Origin of the sequence: Dyadobacter sp. NIV53 (assembly GCF_019711195.1) — a bacterium.
Lineage (GTDB): Bacteria > Bacteroidota > Bacteroidia > Cytophagales > Spirosomataceae > Dyadobacter.
The window spans coordinates 3,545,160-3,566,216 of the sequence record NZ_CP081299.1; the positions used below are offsets into that span (position 1 = coordinate 3,545,160).

The 21,057-nt window shown below is 40.8% G+C and carries 16 protein-coding genes and 1 pseudogene; 7 read left to right on the top strand and 10 right to left on the bottom strand.

All coding sequences use genetic code 11. From position 1 onward, the window contains the following. The first annotated feature begins 8 nt into the window (after window positions 1-8). The 3 genes from KZC02_RS14310 (at window position 9) to KZC02_RS14320 (ending at window position 3,110) form a co-directional block, all read left to right on the top strand. Window positions 9-1,472 (top strand): M20/M25/M40 family metallo-hydrolase, encoded by a 1,464-nt coding sequence (locus KZC02_RS14310; protein ID WP_221394707.1) that lies wholly within the window; start codon window positions 9-11, stop codon window positions 1,470-1,472. A 114-nt stretch (window positions 1,473-1,586) separates the two neighbouring features. Continuing rightward, the gene (ispE, locus tag KZC02_RS14315) at window positions 1,587-2,396 is read left to right on the top strand and encodes a 4-(cytidine 5'-diphospho)-2-C-methyl-D-erythritol kinase (protein ID WP_221394708.1); all 810 of its coding nucleotides are present in this window, start codon (window positions 1,587-1,589) and stop codon (window positions 2,394-2,396) included. Window positions 2,397-2,498: 102 nt separating this feature from the next. Then, window positions 2,499-3,110, top strand: coding sequence for a cytochrome c oxidase subunit 3 (locus tag KZC02_RS14320; protein ID WP_221394709.1), 612 nt, complete (start codon window positions 2,499-2,501; stop codon window positions 3,108-3,110). Window positions 3,111-3,181: 71 nt separating this feature from the next. Here KZC02_RS14320 and KZC02_RS14325 read toward each other — a convergent pair. After that, a pseudogene (locus KZC02_RS14325) lies at window positions 3,182-4,392 on the bottom strand (TCR/Tet family MFS transporter). A 101-nt stretch (window positions 4,393-4,493) separates the two neighbouring features. Between KZC02_RS14325 and KZC02_RS14330 the strand changes: the two are divergent. Then, window positions 4,494-5,660: an AraC family transcriptional regulator gene (locus tag KZC02_RS14330; RefSeq protein WP_221394710.1), complete on the top strand. Its 1,167-nt coding sequence runs from the start codon at window positions 4,494-4,496 to the stop codon at window positions 5,658-5,660. Window positions 5,661-5,767: 107 nt separating this feature from the next. Beyond that, complete coding sequence (locus tag KZC02_RS14335) at window positions 5,768-6,970, top strand: acyltransferase (RefSeq protein ID WP_221394711.1); 1,203 nt, start codon at window positions 5,768-5,770, stop codon at window positions 6,968-6,970. On the opposite strand, the gene KZC02_RS14340 is transcribed toward KZC02_RS14335, so the two are convergent. The 8 genes from KZC02_RS14340 to KZC02_RS14375 all read right to left on the bottom strand — a co-directional run bounded on the left by KZC02_RS14340 (window position 6,951) and on the right by KZC02_RS14375 (window position 16,544). Next, on the bottom strand, window positions 6,951-8,531 hold the full coding sequence (locus tag KZC02_RS14340; RefSeq protein ID WP_229254392.1) for an OmpA family protein: 1,581 nt from the start codon (window positions 8,529-8,531) through the stop codon (window positions 6,951-6,953). The two genes, KZC02_RS14335 and KZC02_RS14340, sit on opposite strands and share 20 nt — an antisense overlap. A gap of 72 nt (window positions 8,532-8,603) precedes the next feature. After that, entirely contained in the window at window positions 8,604-9,209 is a 606-nt protein-coding gene (locus tag KZC02_RS14345) for a TIGR00730 family Rossman fold protein (protein ID WP_221394713.1), read from the bottom strand. Between the two features lie 65 nt (window positions 9,210-9,274). Then, window positions 9,275-10,663, bottom strand: a complete 1,389-nt coding sequence (murC, locus tag KZC02_RS14350) for a UDP-N-acetylmuramate--L-alanine ligase (protein ID WP_221394714.1) — start codon at window positions 10,661-10,663, stop codon at window positions 9,275-9,277. 144 nt (window positions 10,664-10,807) lie between these two features. Continuing rightward, window positions 10,808-11,473, bottom strand: a complete 666-nt coding sequence (locus KZC02_RS14355) for a bifunctional 4-hydroxy-2-oxoglutarate aldolase/2-dehydro-3-deoxy-phosphogluconate aldolase (protein WP_221394715.1) — start codon at window positions 11,471-11,473, stop codon at window positions 10,808-10,810. A 125-nt stretch (window positions 11,474-11,598) separates the two neighbouring features. After that, on the bottom strand, window positions 11,599-12,597 hold the full coding sequence (locus tag KZC02_RS14360) for a sugar kinase (protein WP_221394716.1): 999 nt from the start codon (window positions 12,595-12,597) through the stop codon (window positions 11,599-11,601). Window positions 12,598-13,062: 465 nt separating this feature from the next. Further along, window positions 13,063-14,493, bottom strand: coding sequence for a glucuronate isomerase (uxaC, locus tag KZC02_RS14365; protein WP_221394717.1), 1,431 nt, complete (start codon window positions 14,491-14,493; stop codon window positions 13,063-13,065). A 75-nt stretch (window positions 14,494-14,568) separates the two neighbouring features. Next, the gene (gene uxuA, locus KZC02_RS14370) at window positions 14,569-15,765 is read right to left on the bottom strand and encodes a mannonate dehydratase (protein ID WP_221394718.1); all 1,197 of its coding nucleotides are present in this window, start codon (window positions 15,763-15,765) and stop codon (window positions 14,569-14,571) included. A gap of 167 nt (window positions 15,766-15,932) precedes the next feature. Next, window positions 15,933-16,544 (bottom strand): RNA polymerase sigma-70 factor, encoded by a 612-nt coding sequence (locus tag KZC02_RS14375; protein ID WP_221394719.1) that lies wholly within the window; start codon window positions 16,542-16,544, stop codon window positions 15,933-15,935. Between the two features lie 283 nt (window positions 16,545-16,827). Here KZC02_RS14375 and KZC02_RS14380 point away from each other — a divergent pair, with 283 nt between their 5' ends. Continuing rightward, a complete protein-coding gene (locus KZC02_RS14380) occupies window positions 16,828-17,850 on the top strand; it encodes a LacI family DNA-binding transcriptional regulator (RefSeq protein WP_221394720.1) in 1,023 nt (340 codons plus the stop codon). Between the two features lie 101 nt (window positions 17,851-17,951). Here KZC02_RS14380 and KZC02_RS14385 read toward each other — a convergent pair whose 3' ends face one another. After that, entirely contained in the window at window positions 17,952-19,232 is a 1,281-nt protein-coding gene (locus tag KZC02_RS14385; RefSeq protein ID WP_221394721.1) for a DUF349 domain-containing protein, read from the bottom strand. 69 nt (window positions 19,233-19,301) lie between these two features. Between KZC02_RS14385 and ettA the strand changes: the two genes are divergently transcribed. Further along, window positions 19,302-20,969 carry an energy-dependent translational throttle protein EttA gene (gene ettA, locus KZC02_RS14390; RefSeq protein WP_221394722.1) on the top strand — a complete coding sequence of 556 codons (1,668 nt, stop codon included), beginning with the start codon at window positions 19,302-19,304 and terminating at the stop codon, window positions 20,967-20,969. The last annotated feature ends 88 nt before the right edge of the window (window positions 20,970-21,057 follow it).

Consider the following 21,057-nt stretch of genomic DNA (forward strand, 5'->3'; position numbering starts at 1 on the left):
GGAGGATTATGAAAAAAATTGTACAATTTGTGTTAATTGGTGGGGCGGTTATCCTTTTTGCAGGATTTGGCTCAAGAGACAAAAAATGGGAAAAGCCTTTTTCCCGTATTGACAATGAAGTCAAAAAAAACAGCATGGCGTATCAAACGCTGAGCGACGCTACGAAAAGTATAGGACACCGACTTACGGGAAGCAGTAATGGTGAAAAAGCGGAAGAATATGCATTCAAGCTTTTGAAAAGTTACGGATTTACAGATGTTGCCTATCAGTCATTCGAGGTAGAATCCTGGATGCGGGATACGGTTACACTTAGCATAGCTCCAGGCAGCAGCGATAATTTTCGCGATGTTCCGGTTGTTTCTCTTGCGCATTCGCCTGTGGAAGCCAAGCTGCAGGGAGAAATCGTGGATGTAGGCAACGGACTCGAAGAGGATTTCGAAGCAAATAAGGATAAAATAAAAGGAAAAATTGCACTGGCTAATATTGGCCTTTCCGGTGTTACGGGCAAAAAGAACCTGCACAGGTCTGAAAAGACAGCTTTGGCAATTAAATACGGTGCAAGCGGAATTATTATGGTAAATGGCGCTCCCGGCAAAATTTTGCTTACCGGTACAGCCTCGGTTACAGGCAGTATAATTTCTATTCCGGCTGTCTGCATTTCCAATGATAGCGGTAACGAACTACGGATCTGGCTAAAAGATGAAGGTCCGCTTGAAGCAAATATTGATATGCACAACGTTTCCAAGCCTATTAAAGCACGAAATGTTATTGCTACATTAAAGGGAAAATCAGACGAAAAAATAATCATTGGCGGACACCTTGATTCCTGGGATCTGGCAACGGGAGCTATTGACAACGGTATAGGCTCTTTTGCAGTAATGGATATGGCCCGTACTTTCCAGGCACTTAAAATAAAACCTGAACGTACTATTCAGTTTGTACTTTTTATGGGTGAAGAACAGGGCCTGTTAGGTTCCAAACATTTTGTGGAAGAGCTGAAAAAGAACGGAACACTGGATAAAGTGAGCTACATGATGAACCTGGACATGACCAACGACCCGAAAGGTATCAATGCTTTTGGAAGGGAAGAAATGAATGGATTTATTAAAACAGTTGGCGATGCGATTCACAATGTTGATTCAACTTATAAGAATGAAACAGCAAATCGTGCCGGTTTACATAGTGACCATCAGCCATTTATGCTGGAAGGTGTTCCAATAGCAGGATTATCCGGGCAGTTGGAAAAATCAGTACTAAATTGCTATCACGCCGATTGTGATGATTTTAGCCTGGTTAATAAGGAGCAGCTGGAAAATACCGTTCGCATTGCTTCTATGTATTTATACGCATTGGCCAATACCGATAAGCTGGCAGTAAAAAAACTTTCAGATACAAATACCCGTGATTTCCTTATTTCACAGGGATTAAAACAGGAACTTGTTCTGGGCCAGGAATGGCGCTGGGGAAAATAATTATTTCATTATCAATGCTGCGCCATCGTTTGTAAATTCACAAACGATGGCGTTTAAGTGTAATGTAACGGCAGAAATAAAAATGGCCGTGGTACTTCAAAATTGCTATAGCACATGCTTGTATTTCCCAATGCCAAAATAAACATTGGCCTTAATATTGTTGAAAAAAGATCCGATGGATTCCATAACATAGAGTCCTGCTTTTACCCGGTTGGCTGGTCGGATGCATTGGAAATTATGCCGGCCGGCAAGCTTTCATTTCACTCCGATGGTATTGCTATTCCCGGTAATGCATCTGACAATCTTTGTCTTAAAGCATACCAGATACTGGCTGCTGATTATGATTTGCCACTTGTTTCCATTCATTTATTAAAAGCAATTCCTATTGGCGCAGGGCTAGGTGGCGGCTCTTCTGATGCGGCTTTTGTCATAACTGTTTTAAATTCTCAATTTGATTTAAAAATTTCTTTAGAAAAACAACAGGATTACGCACGTAGATTGGGAAGTGATTGTGCTTTTTTTGTTGTCAACAAACCAGTGTATTGTTACGAAAAGGGAGACCGTTTTGAAAATATTGATTTAAGTCTGACAGGTAAATGGATTGTTCTCATAAATCCTGGCATACATATTTCTACAGCAGAGGCATACGCAGGTGTAAAGCCGGAATTATCGGGTAATGATCTACGAAATTTATTAAAAGAACCTATATCAAAATGGAAGAGTGAAGTGAAGAATGATTTCGAAGCAGCACTTTTTTTAAAATACCCTCTTTTGAAGACAATTAAGCAAAGTTTGTACGAATATGGTGCAGATTATGCAGCAATGAGCGGATCGGGATCAACATTGTATGGAATTTTTGAAAAAGAAATTGATTTGTCAGCTTACTTTCAGCGTTATAAAATATGGCAGGGTATGTTAAAATAAATATATTCCAATACATATATGCAAATGGTTGACAAATGTCGTTATCTTCACTTGCTGCTTTGAATCAACGAATTATAAAATAAAAATCTCTGAAAAAAGAAAATGAGTACGAGGCCCACAACCAAATTACAGGATAACCCTTTTACCAAGCGCAGGGAGCCCATCGGCTTTATGTTATGGTTGGGTATTATAGGCAGCTCGCTTCTGTTTACGACAATATTTCTTGTTTACCTGATTCGCATGCACAATGCAGATAGCCACTTTGTAGCTCTTCCTGATATGTTCTGGCTTAGCACATTGGTTATTTTATTCAGCAGTATTACATTTCATGAAGCAAATCTGGCATTCGTTCAGGAGCGGTTTTTACATTATCGCATATTTTTAGGAGCTACCTTAACACTGGGAATCACATTTATACTATTACAGGTAAGCGGCTGGCTTGAAATGATTGAAAGCGGTGCATTTATGGGTAATAGCAATTCTGTGGGACTTGTATATATCCTTACCGGCCTTCACCTGCTTCATATTGTAGCCGGAGTTGTGTACCTGAGCCTTTTATTCAAAAAATCGTTAGAAAACCGAACTTATGTGGATTCATTTGTATACAGTGTCAATCCTCCTAACCGTCTCCGCCTAAAACTCATGACCAGATACTGGCATTTTGTGGATGCTTTGTGGCTGATTGTATTTATTTTTCTCGTGCTTTTATATTAAAGGTTATCAGTCGTCAGCAATCGGCTAACAAATATCAAACCTGTTAGCTACTGATTTAGACACCTTCTGTTTTAAAAATTACTTTTCAAACTCCTTCTTGCCAGATATGCGCTTACGAGCGTTAATACGGCCGCCATCAGCATAGGCGCTCCCGGAAAATAAACCGGAGCAGATGGTAATGTATAGAATGAAAAAAGATTGGTCATCAGAGGAGGGCCGATAATTGAAGTCAGGCTTTGCAGGCTTGTTAGTGCTCCCTGAATTTCTCCCTGCTCATTGGATGCAACCTGGGTTGAAATAATTCCCTGAAGCGATGGCCCGGCAATACTTCCCAAGATATACGGAACCATAAAAAGGTACATCATCCAGCCCTGTGTAGCAAAGGCATATAGGGTAAAACCAACCGCATATAAGAGCAGCCCTATATAAACTCCTCTTTTCTGACCAAGTTTCGGGATAATAAAACGGATCAGATAACCCTGGACAATAGCACTTAACAGGCCAACTGCTCCCAAGGAATAGCCAATATTCGCTTCATCCCATCCGAATTTTTCAATAACGTAAAATGACCAATTGCTCTGAACAGCATGCACAGCAATGTAAACCAATCCCAATGAGGCAATCAGCCCATATATGACCGGATATCTTTTCAGATTTTTAAATGATCCCAAAGGATTCGCTCTTGACCATTCAAATTTCCTCCGGTTTTCAGGTTTCAGTGATTCCGGTAATATAAAATAGCCATACAACCAGTTCACAAATGAAAAACCTGCTGCTGCGATAAAAGGGACCCGTGTTCCATATTGCCCTAATAATCCACCCAAAACCGGTCCTATTATAAATCCAAGGCCAAATGCAGCGCCTAATAAACCAAAGTTTTGTGCACGTTTTTCAGGAGTGCTGATATCCGCAATATAAGCGGCGCCGGTTGTAAAACTTGCACCCAGGATTCCGGCAATAATGCGCCCCACATAAAGCCAGGCTAAGGTTGGGGCAAAAGCTAAAAAACGTAATCGACCCCAAAACCAAATAGTGAAGCAAGTAAAACAGGACGCCTTCCAAACTGATCGCTAAGGCCGCCTAACACAGGCGCACATATAAACTGCATAAAAGCGTAAGCAAACAAAAGCCAGCCGCCATCCTGTGATGCTGCACTAATACTATCGCCGGTAAGTCCGCTGATCAACTTGGGCATAACCGGAATAATAATTCCCAGTCCGATCACATCGATCAAAAGTGTAACGAATATAAAGCCTAATGCCGGAGATCGTTTTTCTGCCATGAAATAATGTTAAGCTTCAAAAATACACTTAAATTTCGGTCACGATGTATAGGATGGTATAGAATTTCGATTTTGTATCTTTGATATCCATTTATAAAAATATGCCTGCAACGTTTCCCCCCATCCGGACTGACATTTTCTCACTATTTATACTGCTTGGAGCTGTACAGGGAATTTTTCTTTGTTATTTTTTTATCATCAATAGCGGAGGAAAAAGATTCCCAAATATTTTTCTTGGTTCTTTGCTTCTTGGTATGTCACTGATTATGGCAGATGTATGGCTGGGTTACACCAATTATATGTTTCGGGTAATATGGCTTGTCGACTTTACAGAACCCGTTAATCTGCTTTTGGCTCCGCTTACATTTTTATATATTAAAACCAGTATAAACCAGCACTTGAAAAAAAGCGATCTGCTTCATTTTCTTCCTTCTCTGGTTTATTTTATTTACATGTGCCTTCTTATTTATCCGCAAAGCCCTGAATTTAAGTACAATAATAATCTTGGCGCTTTTCATCCCGAAATGCATACAATACCTGCAGATGTTTATGGAAAACATTGGATGTTTTTTCTAAAACGCCACCTCACTGATATGACATTCATCAGTATCTTATCTTATGATATCGGTACTTTTATTTTCCTGAACAAAGCATTCAAAAAACAGGGACTATCATTTTTTACCCGTGAAAATAATTCACTTTCATGGTATAGAAAACTACACCTGCAATTACTGATCCTTGTAATTATCTTTTTTATTGTACGGTTAACATTTCCGCACGATCTTGGAGACCATCTTATAGCAGCTTTTATTTCCCTTATCATTTATACCATAAGTGTCTCTGTATTCAGTAAATCCATGTTTTTTCATGAAACAAATGCAAAAACAATAAAAAAATATGAGAAATCATCTTTAACACCTGAATTACAAAATACAACACTAAAAAAACTGGAAGAAGTAATGGATGTCGAAAAACCGTTTCTTGATCCTGGTTTTTCCCTTCCGGTTCTGGCAAAACGTCTTGGCATTTCCACTCATCATTTATCACAAATTCTGAACGAAGAATTGAATCAGTCTTTTTTTGACTTTCTGGCTTCATACAGAATTACAGAGGCTCAAAGGTTGCTTGTATCTGAGGAAAGCAATTATATTAAAATCGAAGAAATCGCCCAGATGGTTGGCTACAATTCAAAATCTGCATTTAATACTTCCTTTCGAAAAATAACCGGGTTTACACCTTCTGAATTCAAAAAACAAAGCATAAAGTAGCCGGTTGCACATGTTCTGATCTATCGGGAAGTACGCCGAGCTGATAAAAACGTACTTTTCACCATTTTTCGACAATTAATTTTGGCTATTCATTAAAAATAATAGTCATGGAAAATTCCGGATTTAAAAACTTACAATCATCTTCCTTTCGCCGTTATGACCTGGACTGGCTTCGTGTCATCGCGTTTGCTCTTCTGATTTTTTACCACGTTGGTATGTTTTTCAACTACTGGGACTGGCATATCAAAAACAACGTAGTTACGCACGCAGTAGAATGGCCTATGCGCTTCACAAACCAGTGGCGTATGGCTCTCCTGTTTATGATCTCAGGAGCGGGTGTTTATTTTGCTCTGGAAAACAGGACCCCGGGGTCATTTCTGGGCGAAAGATTTATCAGGATATTTATTCCGCTTCTGTTCGGGATGTTTGTAATTGTTCCTCCGCAAATCTTTTTTGAACGCCTAACCCAGGGGCAAACCTATTCTTATGCGGAGTTCTACAAAACGGTTTTTCAATTTCAGCCTTATCCCAAAGGAAGTTTCAGCTGGCATCATCTGTGGTATCTCGTCTATATTTTCTTTTATTCCGTTTTAGCATTACCGCTATTGCTTTTTATTCGCCGCCAAAAAGAAATGACGGCGAAATGGGCGAGATTTTTCAGCAATCCTGCTTTACTCATAATCATTCCGGTGATCTGGCATGTTACAGGAAATCTGTTTCTTGATAAATATCCGACTACGCACAACCTGGTCCACGATTGGAATAATCATTTTCATTCATTAACCCTGTTTATTTCCGGCTTTGTTTTATGCACGCAAACAACATTTTGGGAGACGTTAAAGAAACACCGGAAATTAATGCTGGGAATCTGGATAACGCTTACAATAATCCTGTATGCGGCGTACTGGGCTAACGACAGGGAAGATTATGACTGGGAAAGATATTTGTATCCGGTCATACAAACGACCAATGTATGGTGTGTTCTGCTGTGTATTTTCGGATATGGATACACTTATCTGCAATTCTCGAACAGGTTTTTAAAATATGCCAATGAAGCCGTTTACCCTTTTTACATTTTACACCAAACAGTCATTATTTGTCTGGCATATCCATTGATCAATTCGTCGTTGTCTGTAGCGTTGAAGTTCGGTTATCTGTGTATTGCCACTTTTATGATATGCCTGGTATTATATCATTTTCTGATCAGGCAATTCAATGTACTCAGATTCGTATTTGGGTTGAAGACAAAATGGAGAAAAGAATCAAAAACCAATCAGGTAAAAGAAACTTTTATTTCTTCAAAATCTTGAATTCTACACGCCGGTTGAGCCTTTGCCCTTCCGGTGTGTCATTTTTAGCCACAGGTATGGTTTCGCCATAACCTTTACTAGCCACACGATCGGGTTCAATTCCTTTTCCAATCAGATATTCCTGAACAGAATCGGCACGGTCCTGTGATAATTTAAGGTTAAATTCATCACCACCCACGTTGTCTGTATGCCCGCCCAGTTCGATCGTAAGTGTTTTGTTTTCCGTCAAAGTATTAGCAATCCGGTTCAGCTCCGGATAAGACTCGGTTGTCAGTGCAGATTTTCCGGTGGCAAAAAATATGTTGTTCAATCGTACAATCTGGCCTTCTTCAATCGGAATCAACTTTAAAGATTTATTACCGATATCACTGAAATCCTTTGACTTCCCATCAGCCGTTGAATCAGTTAGATCAATGTTTTCACCTTCTGCTATGAAATCCGTGGCCACTGCACGAAAGCTGTACTTTTTACCTTTTGGAAGTACGATCTTATACTCCCCGGTTGTTGGATTAGTAGTTGCAGTTCCAACTTCTTCACCACTGTCAAGATCTTCATAAATAATGGTAGCCTCTACCGGTTTCCCGGTTTTGGAATTAATCACTTTTCCGCTGATCATCGCAACAGGATCAGATGTGGGAAGCGTAGCAACTGGTGCTTCGGCAGTATCTCCAGGAGTTGGCTTGGGCCTGAGATCATATCTTACAACATCACCTTTTCCCTCAGTTCCCTCAAAAGATACCATATAGGCATAATCCCCAATGGCTGATATGGTGTAATACGCGTCATATCCCTGTGTATTAATTGCAGGGCCCAGATTCACCGGCCGGCTCCATCTTTTCCAGGATTTGTCAATACGTTTGCTATAGTAAATATCGTTGCTTCCCTGCCCGCCTTTTCGGTCGCTCGAAAAGTACAGAGTTACGCCATCCGGAGCCAGGAATGGCGTAGTTTCTGTAAATTCTTCACTGTTTATTTCCGGCCCCAAGTTCAATGGCTTTGACCAGGAGCCGTCTTTTTGTTTAAAACTTACATAAAGATCATCGACTTTACTGTTCTTCTTTTCGCTAAAAGACATTACCAATACCTTTCCGTCAGTTGAAAGGTATCCGCAGTCAAACTGCCCTTTACTTATTTTCGAATAGCCGGGAATGTCAATTTTATTTGGAGCCGCCCAGCCCCGCGCCGTTTTTTTACTCGTTGAAAAACCACGCGTTTCATAAACGCCGTTTTTATAAGCGCCTTTGATTAAAAGCGTGTTGCCATCAGGTGTAATACTGTATAAACTATTATAATCTTCCTTATTTAGCGGAGCAGGTAACCTCCTTGCCTGGGTCCAGACTTCATTTTTTAGCTCCGAATACCATATATCCTGGCTTCCTTTTGCTCCATGCGTATTCTGCGGATGACTTACCCTCGAAAAATAGATCGTTTTTCCATCCGGAGAGATCGTCGGGGAAATCTCGTTATATTCTGTATTTACGGTTTTCCCAAGGCTTTCCAGTTGCGCATGAGTTGTTGTAAAAACCGAAGAAGCAATAATCAGAAGTAATAAGATTCGCATCATTTTATTAGAGGATATTGTAGTAGTGCAGTATTCGGATTCGCCGGATTAATGTTTCAATCTAAAAAACAGTTATTCCAGTCTGTTATTATCAACATATAACGACTTATCAAGCGGCTTATTTCCTTTATTGTGCAAACGGAAATCTTCCATTTTATCCAGAAGCGTAACTGCATCTCCTGCCACAACAAGTAACTGATGGTTATTAGTATGTAAAAAACCTTCTTCTACCATTTTATCAAGCTGTAAAAGAAGCAAGTCATAATACCCGTTGATATTAAGCAGGCCAACCGGCCCGTCAAAAATTTGTAATTGAGCCCATGTCAAAATCTCAAACAGCTCATCGAATGTGCCATATCCACCCGGAAGTGCAATAACGCCGTCAGAAATAGATACCATTTTGGCTTTTCTTTCATGCATTGTATCAACCAAATGCAGTTCGGTCAGCGTTTTTTGAGCTACTTCCAGCTTCGCCAAAAAATTTGGAATAATTCCTGTTACGGAGCCTCCGTTTTCCATAGCCCCATCAGAAACACGGCCCATAAGTCCCATGTTTCCCCCACCATAAATTAACCTGATTTGCCTGCGGGCAAGTTCTTCGCCTAACGCATAAGCAGTTTGACCATAAACCGGGCTTTTGCCCATATTTGAACCACAGTAAACAACAATAGAACGCATTTAGTAACTTTTAAGATTTATAATTTGACCGTTAGCCTTTTGACCATTTAAACCTGGTCAATCCTTTAACCCAATTTTAAAACTTCCTCTACCAATTCTTTCAAATCCATATCTCCGAAAGTCCCGGAGCTCATCAGTAATAAATTCGAATTTTCCCAGTCCTGTGTTTTCAGAAAATCAGCAAGCTTACTGGAATCTGTGAAAATTTCCAGGTTATCCCGTTTAAAAGCAGTTCTAATATCTTCTTCCGTAAGCGCTTCAAGTTTTTTGTGTTCAATTGTCAACGGATTAAAATAGACAACAGCAATATCAGCAGCATTTAGTTTTCTTCTGTATTGTTTTAAAAACTCTTTATTAAGGCTGCTGAATGTGTGTAATTCGGCTACGGCTACCAACGTCCGCTCGGGAAATTGCTCTTTCAAAGCAGACGTCGTTGCACCCACTTTTGACGGAGCATGTGCAAAGTCACGATAAACAAGTGTATCCGAATTTTTGCCAAGCAATTCCATCCGTTTTGATGCTCCCTTAAACGTGCGGATTGCATTGTAAAATTCTTCATCCGTGAGGCCGATCCGCTCACAAACTGCATGCGCACCGCTTATATTTTTCATATTGTGATCGCCAAAAACTAAAATAGGGACCTCGCCCAGTTCGCTGGTAATCAGGATCGTTTTTCCGTCAACAATTTTGTTCGGATGGACATTATAAGGCGTGCTTATAACATCAGGCCTTTCTTTCTGGCCTATTACATCCAGCATATCATCCGTTTCATCAAAAATAATCGCACCTGCTTTCGGTAAGGAATCCGCTAATGATTCAAATTGTTTTACATACAATTCCCAGGTTGGAAAAACATTGAAATGATCCCAGGCAATACCGCTGATCAATGCAATATGCGGCTGATAATGCATAAACTTGGGTGTCAGATCAATCGGAGATGTAAAATATTCATCCCCTTCGATCACAATTAACGGCGCTTCATTGGACAACTTAACCATGTTGTCAAAACCTTCAATCTGTGCACCAACCAGATAATTAAAAATGCGGTTGTTGAATTTTAAAGCATGCAGGATCATGGAAGTAATTGTAGTTTTTCCATGGCTGCCGGCTATCACAACGCGCTGTTTATTTTCACTTTGTTCAAAAATATATTCTGGATATGAATAAATTTTAATACCAAGTTCTCTCGCTTTGGCAAGCTCCGGATTATCCTGCCGGGCATGCATGCCTAATATTACTGCTTCCAGGTCGGAAGTTATCTTCTCGGGAAACCATCCTGTCATCGCCGGCAGCAATTCATATTTAACCAGGCGACTTACAGACGGTTCATATATTTCATCATCAGAGCCGGTTATGATAAAGCCTTTCAGATGAAGTTCGATAGCAAGGTTGTGCATTACACTTCCTCCTATCGATATAAAATGTATTTTTCGGGCAGATGAAATTTCACTCATTGGTAATTATAAAACTGATTCGAAGCGAAGTTAACAAGAATTGATCTTAGGGCAAATTTGACAGGATTGCCATTAAGCAAAAACAGGAATTAAACAGAGCCATTTACTCCGAATAATCCCTGATAATTTTTTTGAAAATAATATTTACACTGCCTTCCGGAAATCCTTTACCAATGTTATGCTTTCAGCCACTTTCTGTTGTATCCAGCTATAATTTCCTTCTGCAAGAATATCTTTTGGGAAAAGATTAGAACCCAGCCCCACTGCATAAACTCCGGCACCAAACCATTCTTCAATACTTTCCTTGGTTGGCTGTACCCCGCCGGTTACCATAATTTTCACATTTGGCATAGGCCCTTTTATCGCCTTCACGAATTTTGAACCTACTACATCACCCGGAAATAACTTCACGACTTCCGCTCCTGCCTGCTGTGCGTTATAAATTTCGGTAAGCGTGCTGATTCCCGGTATCCAGGGAATATTTGCAGTGGCGCAAACCTGCCCGACTTCTGGATTAAGACAAGGTGTAACGATAAAATCTGTACCGGCATCAACAAATTTCCGCGCTGTTGCAGCATCATATACCGTGCCAATTCCAAGCGATAATCCCGGCAGGCTTTCTTTTACATAAGCCAGCAGTTCCACAAAAACATTGTAGGCATTTTCACCGCGATTGGTAAATTCAAATACACGTGCACCTCCGCGGTAACTTGCATTTATCACTTCTTTAACCACTTCTATATCAGAATGATAAAAAAGCGGCAATACGCCTACTTCGTTCAGAAGTACCAATGTTGTTTCTCTGTTCATATTTATTTTAGCTATAAGCTGCCAGCGGTTAGCTTTTTTAACATCTTAAATATTCAACTTACAATTTTCAATGTTCAGAGCTTTACTTAAACATTGAAAATTGAGCATTGAATATTCCTTTTCTATTATCTCTTTATCCTGCCTGAGGTTTCTCCCTGCCGGATCGCTTCTACTTCTGCAATGGTTGATATTAAAGCATCTCCTTCGATCGTATGTTTCAATGCTGATGCGGCTACACCAAATTCGAGTGCTTTCTGGTCATCACCATCAAAAGAGATCAAACCATGGATCAAACCTGCAATAAACGCATCGCCTCCGCCTACACGGTCTATAATTGGATTGATCTCAATATCAGCTGTTTCCAGTAATTCATTACCATTCCACATCATGGCCCGCAACAGATTGTGAGAAGCGCTGATTGAAGTCCTTTTCGTATCAATAATTTTGCTTACCTGCGGAAAAGCCTTCTGTAAGTTGACACTCGATTCAACAAAATCGTTTCCTTCAATGCCAAAAATTTCAAGAATGTTTTCCTTGTTGGCAATCACAATGTCGGTTCCGGCGGTCAGTTCGGGCAAAATATCAGATGGCTTTTTCCCATATTTCCATAGATTGGCGCGGTAAAAAATATCTCCGGATACCTTCAATCCATATTTACATGCGGTTTTTATACCTTTCAGCAAGGCATCAGCAGCTCCTTGTGACAATGCAGGTGTAATTCCGGCCCAATGAAACCATTTGGCATCTTTCAGGATTTCATCCCAGTTAATTTCTTTCGGGTCTATTTCGGCAAGAGAAGAATTAGCACGGTCGTAAACGATCTGGCTTCCTCTTAATGCAGTCCCTGTTTCCAGGAAATAAACGGCCATACGCGGCCCGCCATAAATTATGTGCGAAATATCAACTCCATGAAAATGAAGATATTGTGCCGCTGCCCTGCCAATCGGCGAATCAGGAAAACGTGTTACATGTGCAGTATGATGTCCCCAATATGCCAACGCAGATGAAACATTTGCTTCGCCGCCAGCATACGTAACATTCAATTGACGTGCTTGTTCAAAACGGGAAAAACCAGGAGTGGAAAGTCGCATAAGCACTTCACCAAAAGAAACAATCTGAGCCATATTTTAAGTAATTGACGATCAAAAACAATTAAATCGTCCCGGGTAAATAAATAAAATCAGTTAAAAATAAGTGCATTAGAATTAGAAATCAATGCAATGCATCCGGCAAAAGCATTTTCCATTGGTAGACCTGGTATGTAGCAATAACATAATGAGACAGTACTTCTTCGTTCCATCGTAACGTTTGGTGATTATTTAATTGACAAACACTAAGCGTAGCTATGGCAAGCCTGAAATTGTTTTAATTCGTTTTTTTCCTACCGACTAAATGTTCCGCCGGAACATGCCAGAACTTAGCTGCACATTACTCGGATATTTATTGCTGCCTGCGAAATATTTCTCAGTAACGTTTGCCTGACAACTATTCATTAAATTAATAACTGTTTTACATCAAAATAGCCCTTAACATTACGTTTTGGGCTATCTGTTTCTGGTTTAAAGCTTTATATTTTTAAAACCTACCTTTTAAAACCCGAAATAATTCTTTGCATTGTTGTACGAAATATCTTCAACTACCTTTCCTAACCAGGCAGTATCATTGGGAAGTTCTCCGTTCTCGACATCGTTTCCAAGCAAATTACACAATATCCTTCTGAAATATTCATGTCTCGGATAGGACAGAAAACTACGTGAATCCGTCAGCATTCCAACGAAACGGCTTAGCAAACCCATGTTGGACAACGCATTCATTTGCCTTTCCATACCATCTTTCTGATCCAGAAACCACCAGCCGGAACCGAACTGCATTTTTCCTGCTACACTTCCATCATTGTAATTCCCAATCATGGTCGCCAGTACTTCATTGTCATTCGGGTTGTTGTTGTATAAAATCGTTTTTGCCAGCTGATCGGTAGAATCCAGTTTATTTAAAAACTTAGACAAAGCCTCTGCCTGGCTGTAATCTCCAATCGAATCCCATCCTGTATCCGGTCCCAGTTCACGCAGTTTTCTTGCATTATTATTACGCAAAGCTCCCAAATGAAATTGTTGCGTCCAGGATTTGGCATGATCCATTTTGGCCAGATCATAAAGCAGAACAGATTTGAAGGCCGTACGTTGTTCTTCGGATGGCAATTCTCCTTTCAAAGCTATTTCAAACGCCTGCTTAGCAGCACTTTCATCAAAAGAAGAATAAATATGTTCTAATCCGTGATCTGATAATTTCCCTCCCATCGAAGCAAAAAAATCATGACGGTTCTGTAAAGCTGAAAGCAAACTTTCGTAAGATTCGATCTGATTTAAGCCCGCAGTTTCTGCCAGTATGGATAAATACTGCTGAAAATCTGCTGGTGTATCGATTAATAGCATGGCCTTGTCCGGACGAAAAGTAGGTAACACTTTTATATCCAAATCGCTCTTTCCTATTTTTTTATGGTATTCAAGCGAATCCGTCGGATCATCAGTCGTACAGATCACTTTCACATTCATGCGTTTCAGCAGGCTTTGTACATTGAAATCCGGCTGTTTCAACTTTGCCGAACATTCATCATAAATTTCCCTGGCAGTATCTTTATTTAATAAAATATCAATATCGAAATAGCGGAGTAATTCCAGGTGTGTCCAGTGATACAATGGGTTACGCATTGTATAAGGAACCGTTGCAGCCCATTGTTCAAATTTCTCCCAGTCGCTGGCATTTCCGGTGCAATACTTTTCATTAATCCCATTGGCACGCATGGCCCGCCATTTGTAATGATCACCATAGAGCCATATCTGCGTCAGGTTTTCAAACTGGCGGTTCTCAGCGATCTGATCAGCCGGAAGATGGCAGTGATAATCAATGATCGGCATTCGTTTCGCATGATCGTGATATAATATGCGGGCAGTTTCTGATCTGAGCAGAAAATCGTCATCAATAAACGTTTTCTGAGCTGTGGATTGTAATAATGTTGCCATGTTTTTAGCTATTTTTTGAGCTATTAGCTGTTAGCCATTAGCTTATTAACCATTTTCATTTTATTTCCCGAATCACTATAAACTGGCTGAACTTCTTTCGATTCCCATTTCCAGGCCACGTAATTCTGCCAGGCCGCGCAAACGTCCGATTGCCGTGTAACCCGGGTTTATTTTTTTAGTTGCCGAAAGATCATCCAGCATGCGATGTCCATGGTCAGGCCTGAATGGCATTCTCAAATCCGTTCGTCCGGTTTCTTTACGTTTTTTCTGTTCCTCCAGTAATGCTTTCATCACGCTGTACATGTCCACATCTCCATTCAGGTGATCAGCTTCGTAAAAACTGCCGTCGTGCTCTCTGTGTGTAGCCCTTAAATGAATAAAATGTATTCTGCTGCCCAAGCGGTTTACCATACCAGTCAGGTCATTGTCTGGCCGTACTCCATAAGATCCTGTGCAAAAACAAATACCATTTGCCTCATGATCATAAGCTTCCAATAAAAGCATTGCATCATTTTCGGTACTCACAACGCGTGGAAGGCCCAATATCGGATAAGGCGGATCGTCGGGATGAATAGCAAGCCTGATACCCGCTTCCGCGGCAACTGGCGCAATAGCCTGAATAAATTGGTACAGATGCGTCCGCAATTGCAGATCGCCCACATTCTGATATGTATTTAAAACCTTACGGAATTCTTCAATTGTAAAGCTTTCTTCTGAACCAGGTAATCCTGCAATGATATTTCTGATCAGTAGGTTAATTGCTTCCCCGGATGCATGATCAAGCCATGTATTTGCTTTTTTCTTTTCCTCATCATTGTATATTTCTTCTGCACCCGGGCGCTTTAAAAGATACAAATCAAATGCTGCAAACTGCGTAAAATCGAATCTTAAACCGGTAGAACCGTCGTGCATAGGCGCATTAAGATCCGTTCTTGTCCAGTCAAGTATCGGCATAAAATTGTAACAAACCGTATCAATCCCGCACTGGCCTAAATTAGAGAGCGACTGTTGATAATTTTTTATATATATTTCAAAATCGCCGGTGCGTGTTTTTATAGATTCGTGCACTGGTACGCTTTCTACCACAGACCAAGTCAATCCTGCATTCTCAATTAATACTTTCCGGGCCTGAATTTCTTCAATCCCCCAAACTTCACCATTGCGGATATGATGCAAAGCTGTTACAATTCCGGTAGCCCCGGCCTGACGAATATCTTGTAAAGAAACAGGATCGTTCGGCCCAAACCAGCGCCATGTTTGTTCTAAAGGCATATTTTTGATTGGCTGTCAGCTATCTGCTTTCGGCTTTCAGCATTTGGCTGTCGACCTTCAGCTTTGAGCGTCAAGGATTTTATAGTTAAGGATAATAAAACCTTAAATTAAACTAGAAATGTAGAACTGGCAACAAATAGACTGCCGATCGCCGACAGCCGAAGTCTTCAGGCTACTAACCTGTGCTCCGGTACTCTTTCTCTTAATACTTTTAAAGCCCGGCTCATTTGTGTTTCCACTGTTTTGATCGAAATGGATAACCTTTCAGCGATATCACGGTAGCGCAGGCCATCTTCTCTGCTCAGCCTGAAAATGATCTGGCATTGTCTTGGCAAAGCATTGATACAACCTTCAACATGGTTATAAAATTCGTTGAACGACATTTCCTCTGCGGGCGAAAAATGGTCCGCATGTGTCATATTCCATTGTACCGAATCCAGAGATTCACGTTCATACTGACGATGCACCCGTAATTTGAGGTAATCCAGTGCCTGATTTCTAACAGCTCTGTAAATGTATGCCTGAAACGAAGTATGCACCTCAATTTGCTCCCGGTTTTTCCACAATTTAACAAACACATCCGATACAACTTCTTCGGCGATTTCACGGGTAACTACTACACGCATGGCATAATTGCACAATGCACGGTAATGATGTGTAAATAACTCACGGAATGCATAATAATCTCCAGTCGCGACAACCTTACCAAACAGATTTTCCAATACCTTTTTCTGAGAATTTGCAGACGGTAATGTGCTGGTGTATAACTTCGTTTCCATTACAAATTATGATAGGTTAATAATTGAAAAATTCCTGGATAGGTAGTGCTGTGAGATTTCTTTATTTTTCTAATTCGTATCCTAGTTTATGCAATGATTCGTTGATATACAAAAATAAATCTTGAAAAAAATCAATATATTTACGCAACCGTTCCCGGTACCGTTCCCGTTTATAGATTTTTTCCCGGAACATTTCGCATTTTTTCAAATTTACGCACCATGTCTCTATTGGTGTATTTACCTGAAAAAATATTAAAATTGCATTATTCTGATAACATAATTTATGAGGAAAGCATCTGTTACTATTAAGGAAATAGCAAGGCAGTTAAATGTTTCAAAATCCACTGTTTCCAGGGCACTCAGGGACAGCAGTGAGATTAGCGGTGAAACGAAACAAAAGGTAATTGATCTGGCAAAATCTCTGCATTATGCCCCCAATCCTATCGCATTAAGTCTACTGAAAAACCGTACACAAACAATTGGTGTCATAGTACCCGATATTGCGAATAGATTTTATTCGTCAGCAATCGGTGGCGTGGAAGATATTGCATACAGCAGAGGATACCATACGATGATTTATCAAAGCCACGAATCACTGGAACGAGAATTGGCCGCTTCCCGGCACATTTCACTTAGAAGGGTTGACGGACTCGTTGTAGCCATTTCCAGTCAGTCAGAAAATATTGATCACTTTATCGAATTACAGGAACAGGGCATTCCTGTGGTTCTGTTCGACAGGGTGATTGATACTTTACAAACACATAAAGTAAGGGTAGATGATTACAAAGGCGCATTTGAAGCAACCGAGCATCTGATTGCGCAGGGCTGCCGGCGAATTGCACACATTGCAGGACCTAAAACAGTTTCTATCACAAGAAACAGAGTAGACGGATATAAGGAAGCCTTAAGAAAACATGACATTCCGTTTCGGGAAGAATGGGTACTTCATACAGAAATCACACAAGAAGGCGGCACAGAAAGAACTTACCAGTTGATGGCGTTAAGGGATCGTCCGGATGCAATTTTCGGAGCAAGCGACCGGATTACCATGGGAATTCACTGGGCGATCAGGCAACTTGGCTATAAAATGCCGGACGAAGTAGCCGTAATTGGTTTCTGTGATCTGGGTATGTCTTCATTATTAGATCCACCCCTGAGTTCCATCACTCAGCCATCTTTTGAAATGGGACAACAGGCAACTTCCTTATTACTGGATCTGATTGAAAGCAAAAATACCCCAGCCAGCTACGTGACAAGGGTATTACCATCCAATCTTGTACTCCAAAAATCTTCTGTAAAAGCGTAAGGTTACACAGAGGACGACGGAGAAAAGGAGAGAGCCACAGAGAAATATTAAATTCTCCGTGGCTCTCTTTTGATCTCTGTGGCTCTCTGTGTAACCTTACCTTACCCAGTTATCGATTTCAATTTTCTTTCGAATTCAGACAGGATACGTTCTTTCATCGAAACTTTACGTTTTTGAATATTAATGCGCCCCATTGCCTGTTTGTCAACTTCAGGATCTCCGGTAGCAGTCCTGTCAAACTCGATAATAGCAAATTCAAGGTCGCTTTTTTCGCGTTTTGCCAGCCATTCAAGTTCTCTGTATTTAGTCCGTAACTGCTCTTCCTGGCTCTTTAATTCAAATGCAGGATATTTACGGCTGATAACACGGGCAAGATAGCTCAGCTCAAAAATCTTGTCACAAACCATACGGAACCGTTCCGATAATTCCTTATCTGCCAGCTTAAAAGGAATTTTAATTTCTTTCCATTTGCTTAACAATACTTTGGCCTCCTGAGAAGCCTCAACAATGTCGGGCTGACGTAAAAGCTGTTCTGCCGTTTGTAATAATTTTTGCTGTTCTACAATCCTTGGGTCAACACGTACCTTAGGCTCAATACCTTTTGCAAGGTTATATTTATCATAAAATAATTTCAGGAAATGCCTGTATGCTTTATTCACCTTGAAAAAACGTTTAGGAGGAACTTCTCCTACATTATTCCAGGCATTGCGAACTTCTCTCGCTTTTGAATAGGCATCATCATAATCGCGGGAATAGCTTAACGTTTTGGTTATCTTGATCAGGCGCTCGTATTCATCAATCCGCTGCTGGTTTATTCTGTTCTGCTCGTCAAAATAATCACGGCGGCGTTGAAAAAAGTTGTCCAGGATTTGCTGAAACGTTGTTTCCACTTCTTCCTGATATTCTTTTTCCACAGGACCTGTGCGTATCCATTTTGCTTTAATCTCCTGGATCTGATCCGTAGCTGCTGCATAATCCTCTATTGCCGCTGCCTGGGTCACATCCTCAATCAAAGCACGTTTAATCTCAAGATTTTTCAATTGATTTACTTCAATCAATCCCCTGAGATATTCCTCTTTTTCTTCCAGCCTTTTTAACAGCGGAACGAAGTCTCCAAGTGCATCAAAACCTTTCAGCTTACGTTGCAGCTGTATCAGCTTTGTCAGATAAGAACCTTTGTTGAGCGCCTCATCAATTTCATTTTCCAGTTGTTCTACTTTGCTGAGTACAATCGTGAAACGATTTTTAAAATAATCAATCGCTTCCTGCTCTGTTCTTTTTACTTCTCCAATTTGCCGGTCCGGGTATTCCAGGTACCCTTTTAAAAATACTTTGCTGTCTTTAACATAGCCGTATTCGTCATTCAATGTGGCATTTTCCATTCTTTCAATTTTTTTATCTGCTAAGTGTAGGGATATAACGATATTTGTTACGCACAAATTAACTAAAAAATGAGTAACGAAACCATAATTTTCTCAATGTCGGGGGTTAACAAAATCATTCCTCCAAACCGGCATATCATCAAGAACATCTATTTATCCTTTTTTTATGGTGCTAAAATCGGGGTCTTAGGTCTGAACGGATCAGGAAAATCCACTCTTTTACGCGTAATAGCCGGTATTGACAAGGATATTCAGGGGGATGTTGTTTTTTCCCCGGGCTATTCCGTAGGCATGCTTGAACAGGAACCAAAGCTGGATCCAAATAAAACTGTACGTGAAATTGTAGAGGAAGGTGTACAAGAAATTGTAAATCTGTTAAAAGAATTTGATCAGATTAATGAAGCTTTCGGGGAAGAAGACGCAGATTTCGATAAATTATTGGAGCGCCAGGGAGAAGTTCAGGAAAAACTGGACGCAACAGATGCCTGGAATCTTGACAACCGGCTGGAAGTTGCCATGGATGCATTAAGATGTCCGCCTTCCGATACCATCATTTCTACGCTTTCCGGTGGAGAAAAACGCCGTGTTGCTTTATGCCGCCTTTTACTTCGCCAGCCGGATGTACTTTTACTCGATGAGCCCACCAACCATTTGGATGCCGAGTCGGTACTTTGGCTGGAAGAACATTTGAGACAATATAAAGGAACAGTGATCGCCGTTACTCACGACCGGTATTTCCTGGATAATGTAGCCGGCTGGATCCTGGAACTGGACCGCGGTGAAGGAATTCCGTGGAAAGGAAACTATACTTCCTGGCTGGAACAGAAACAGGAACGTTTAAGAAAAGAGGAAAAAACAGAATCCAAACGCCAGAAGACCTTACAGCGTGAGCTGGAATGGGTACGAATGGGAGCAGTAGGCCGACAGGCAAAATCCAAAGCACGTTTGAACGCTTACGAGAAATTGTTGGGTGCAGAAGGCAGGGAAAAAGAAGACAAACTGGAAATATTTATTCCCGCCGGACCAAGGCTTGGCAGTAAAGTCATTGAAGCACACGGTGTTTCGATGGGATTTGGAGACAGGCTGCTTTATGAAAACCTGAATTTTGCTTTACCTCCTAATGGTATCGTTGGAATTATTGGCCCGAACGGTGCAGGTAAAACCACGCTGTTCAAACTTATTACAGGCCAGCTGAAGCCATTGAGCGGGCATTTTGATGTGGGAGATACTGTACAATGGGCATATGTTGATCAGGAGCATGACAACCTGGACGCTACTAAAAGTGTTTACCAAAACATTGCCGACGGAAATGACTGGATCATGCTCGGTGGAAAACAATCCAATGCACGCGCCTATGTTAGTCGATTTAATTTTGGCGGCGGTGACCAGGAGAAAAAAGTAGGAACACTTTCAGGTGGAGAACGTAACCGCGTCCACTTGGCCATGACATTAAAAGAAGGCGGAAACCTGCTTTTACTCGATGAGCCAACCAACGATTTGGACATCAATACATTAAGAGCACTGGAAGAAGGCCTTGAAAACTTCGCCGGATGCGCCGTAATCATCAGTCACGATAGATGGTTCCTTGACCGTGTTGCAACGCATATTCTTGCTTTTGAAGGTGATTCGCAGGTGTACTGGTTTGAAGGGAATTTCTCGGAATATGAGGAAAATAGGAAGAAGCGGTTGGGGAATGATGCTACCCCTAAGCGGATTAAGTATAAGAAGTTGGTTTAGTTTATGAAAGATTGAATGGCGCTTGAAATGCTTATCCCGGGAGAGGTGTTTTGAGCGCTTTTAAGTCAAAAAATTCAGTTGTTTCTCT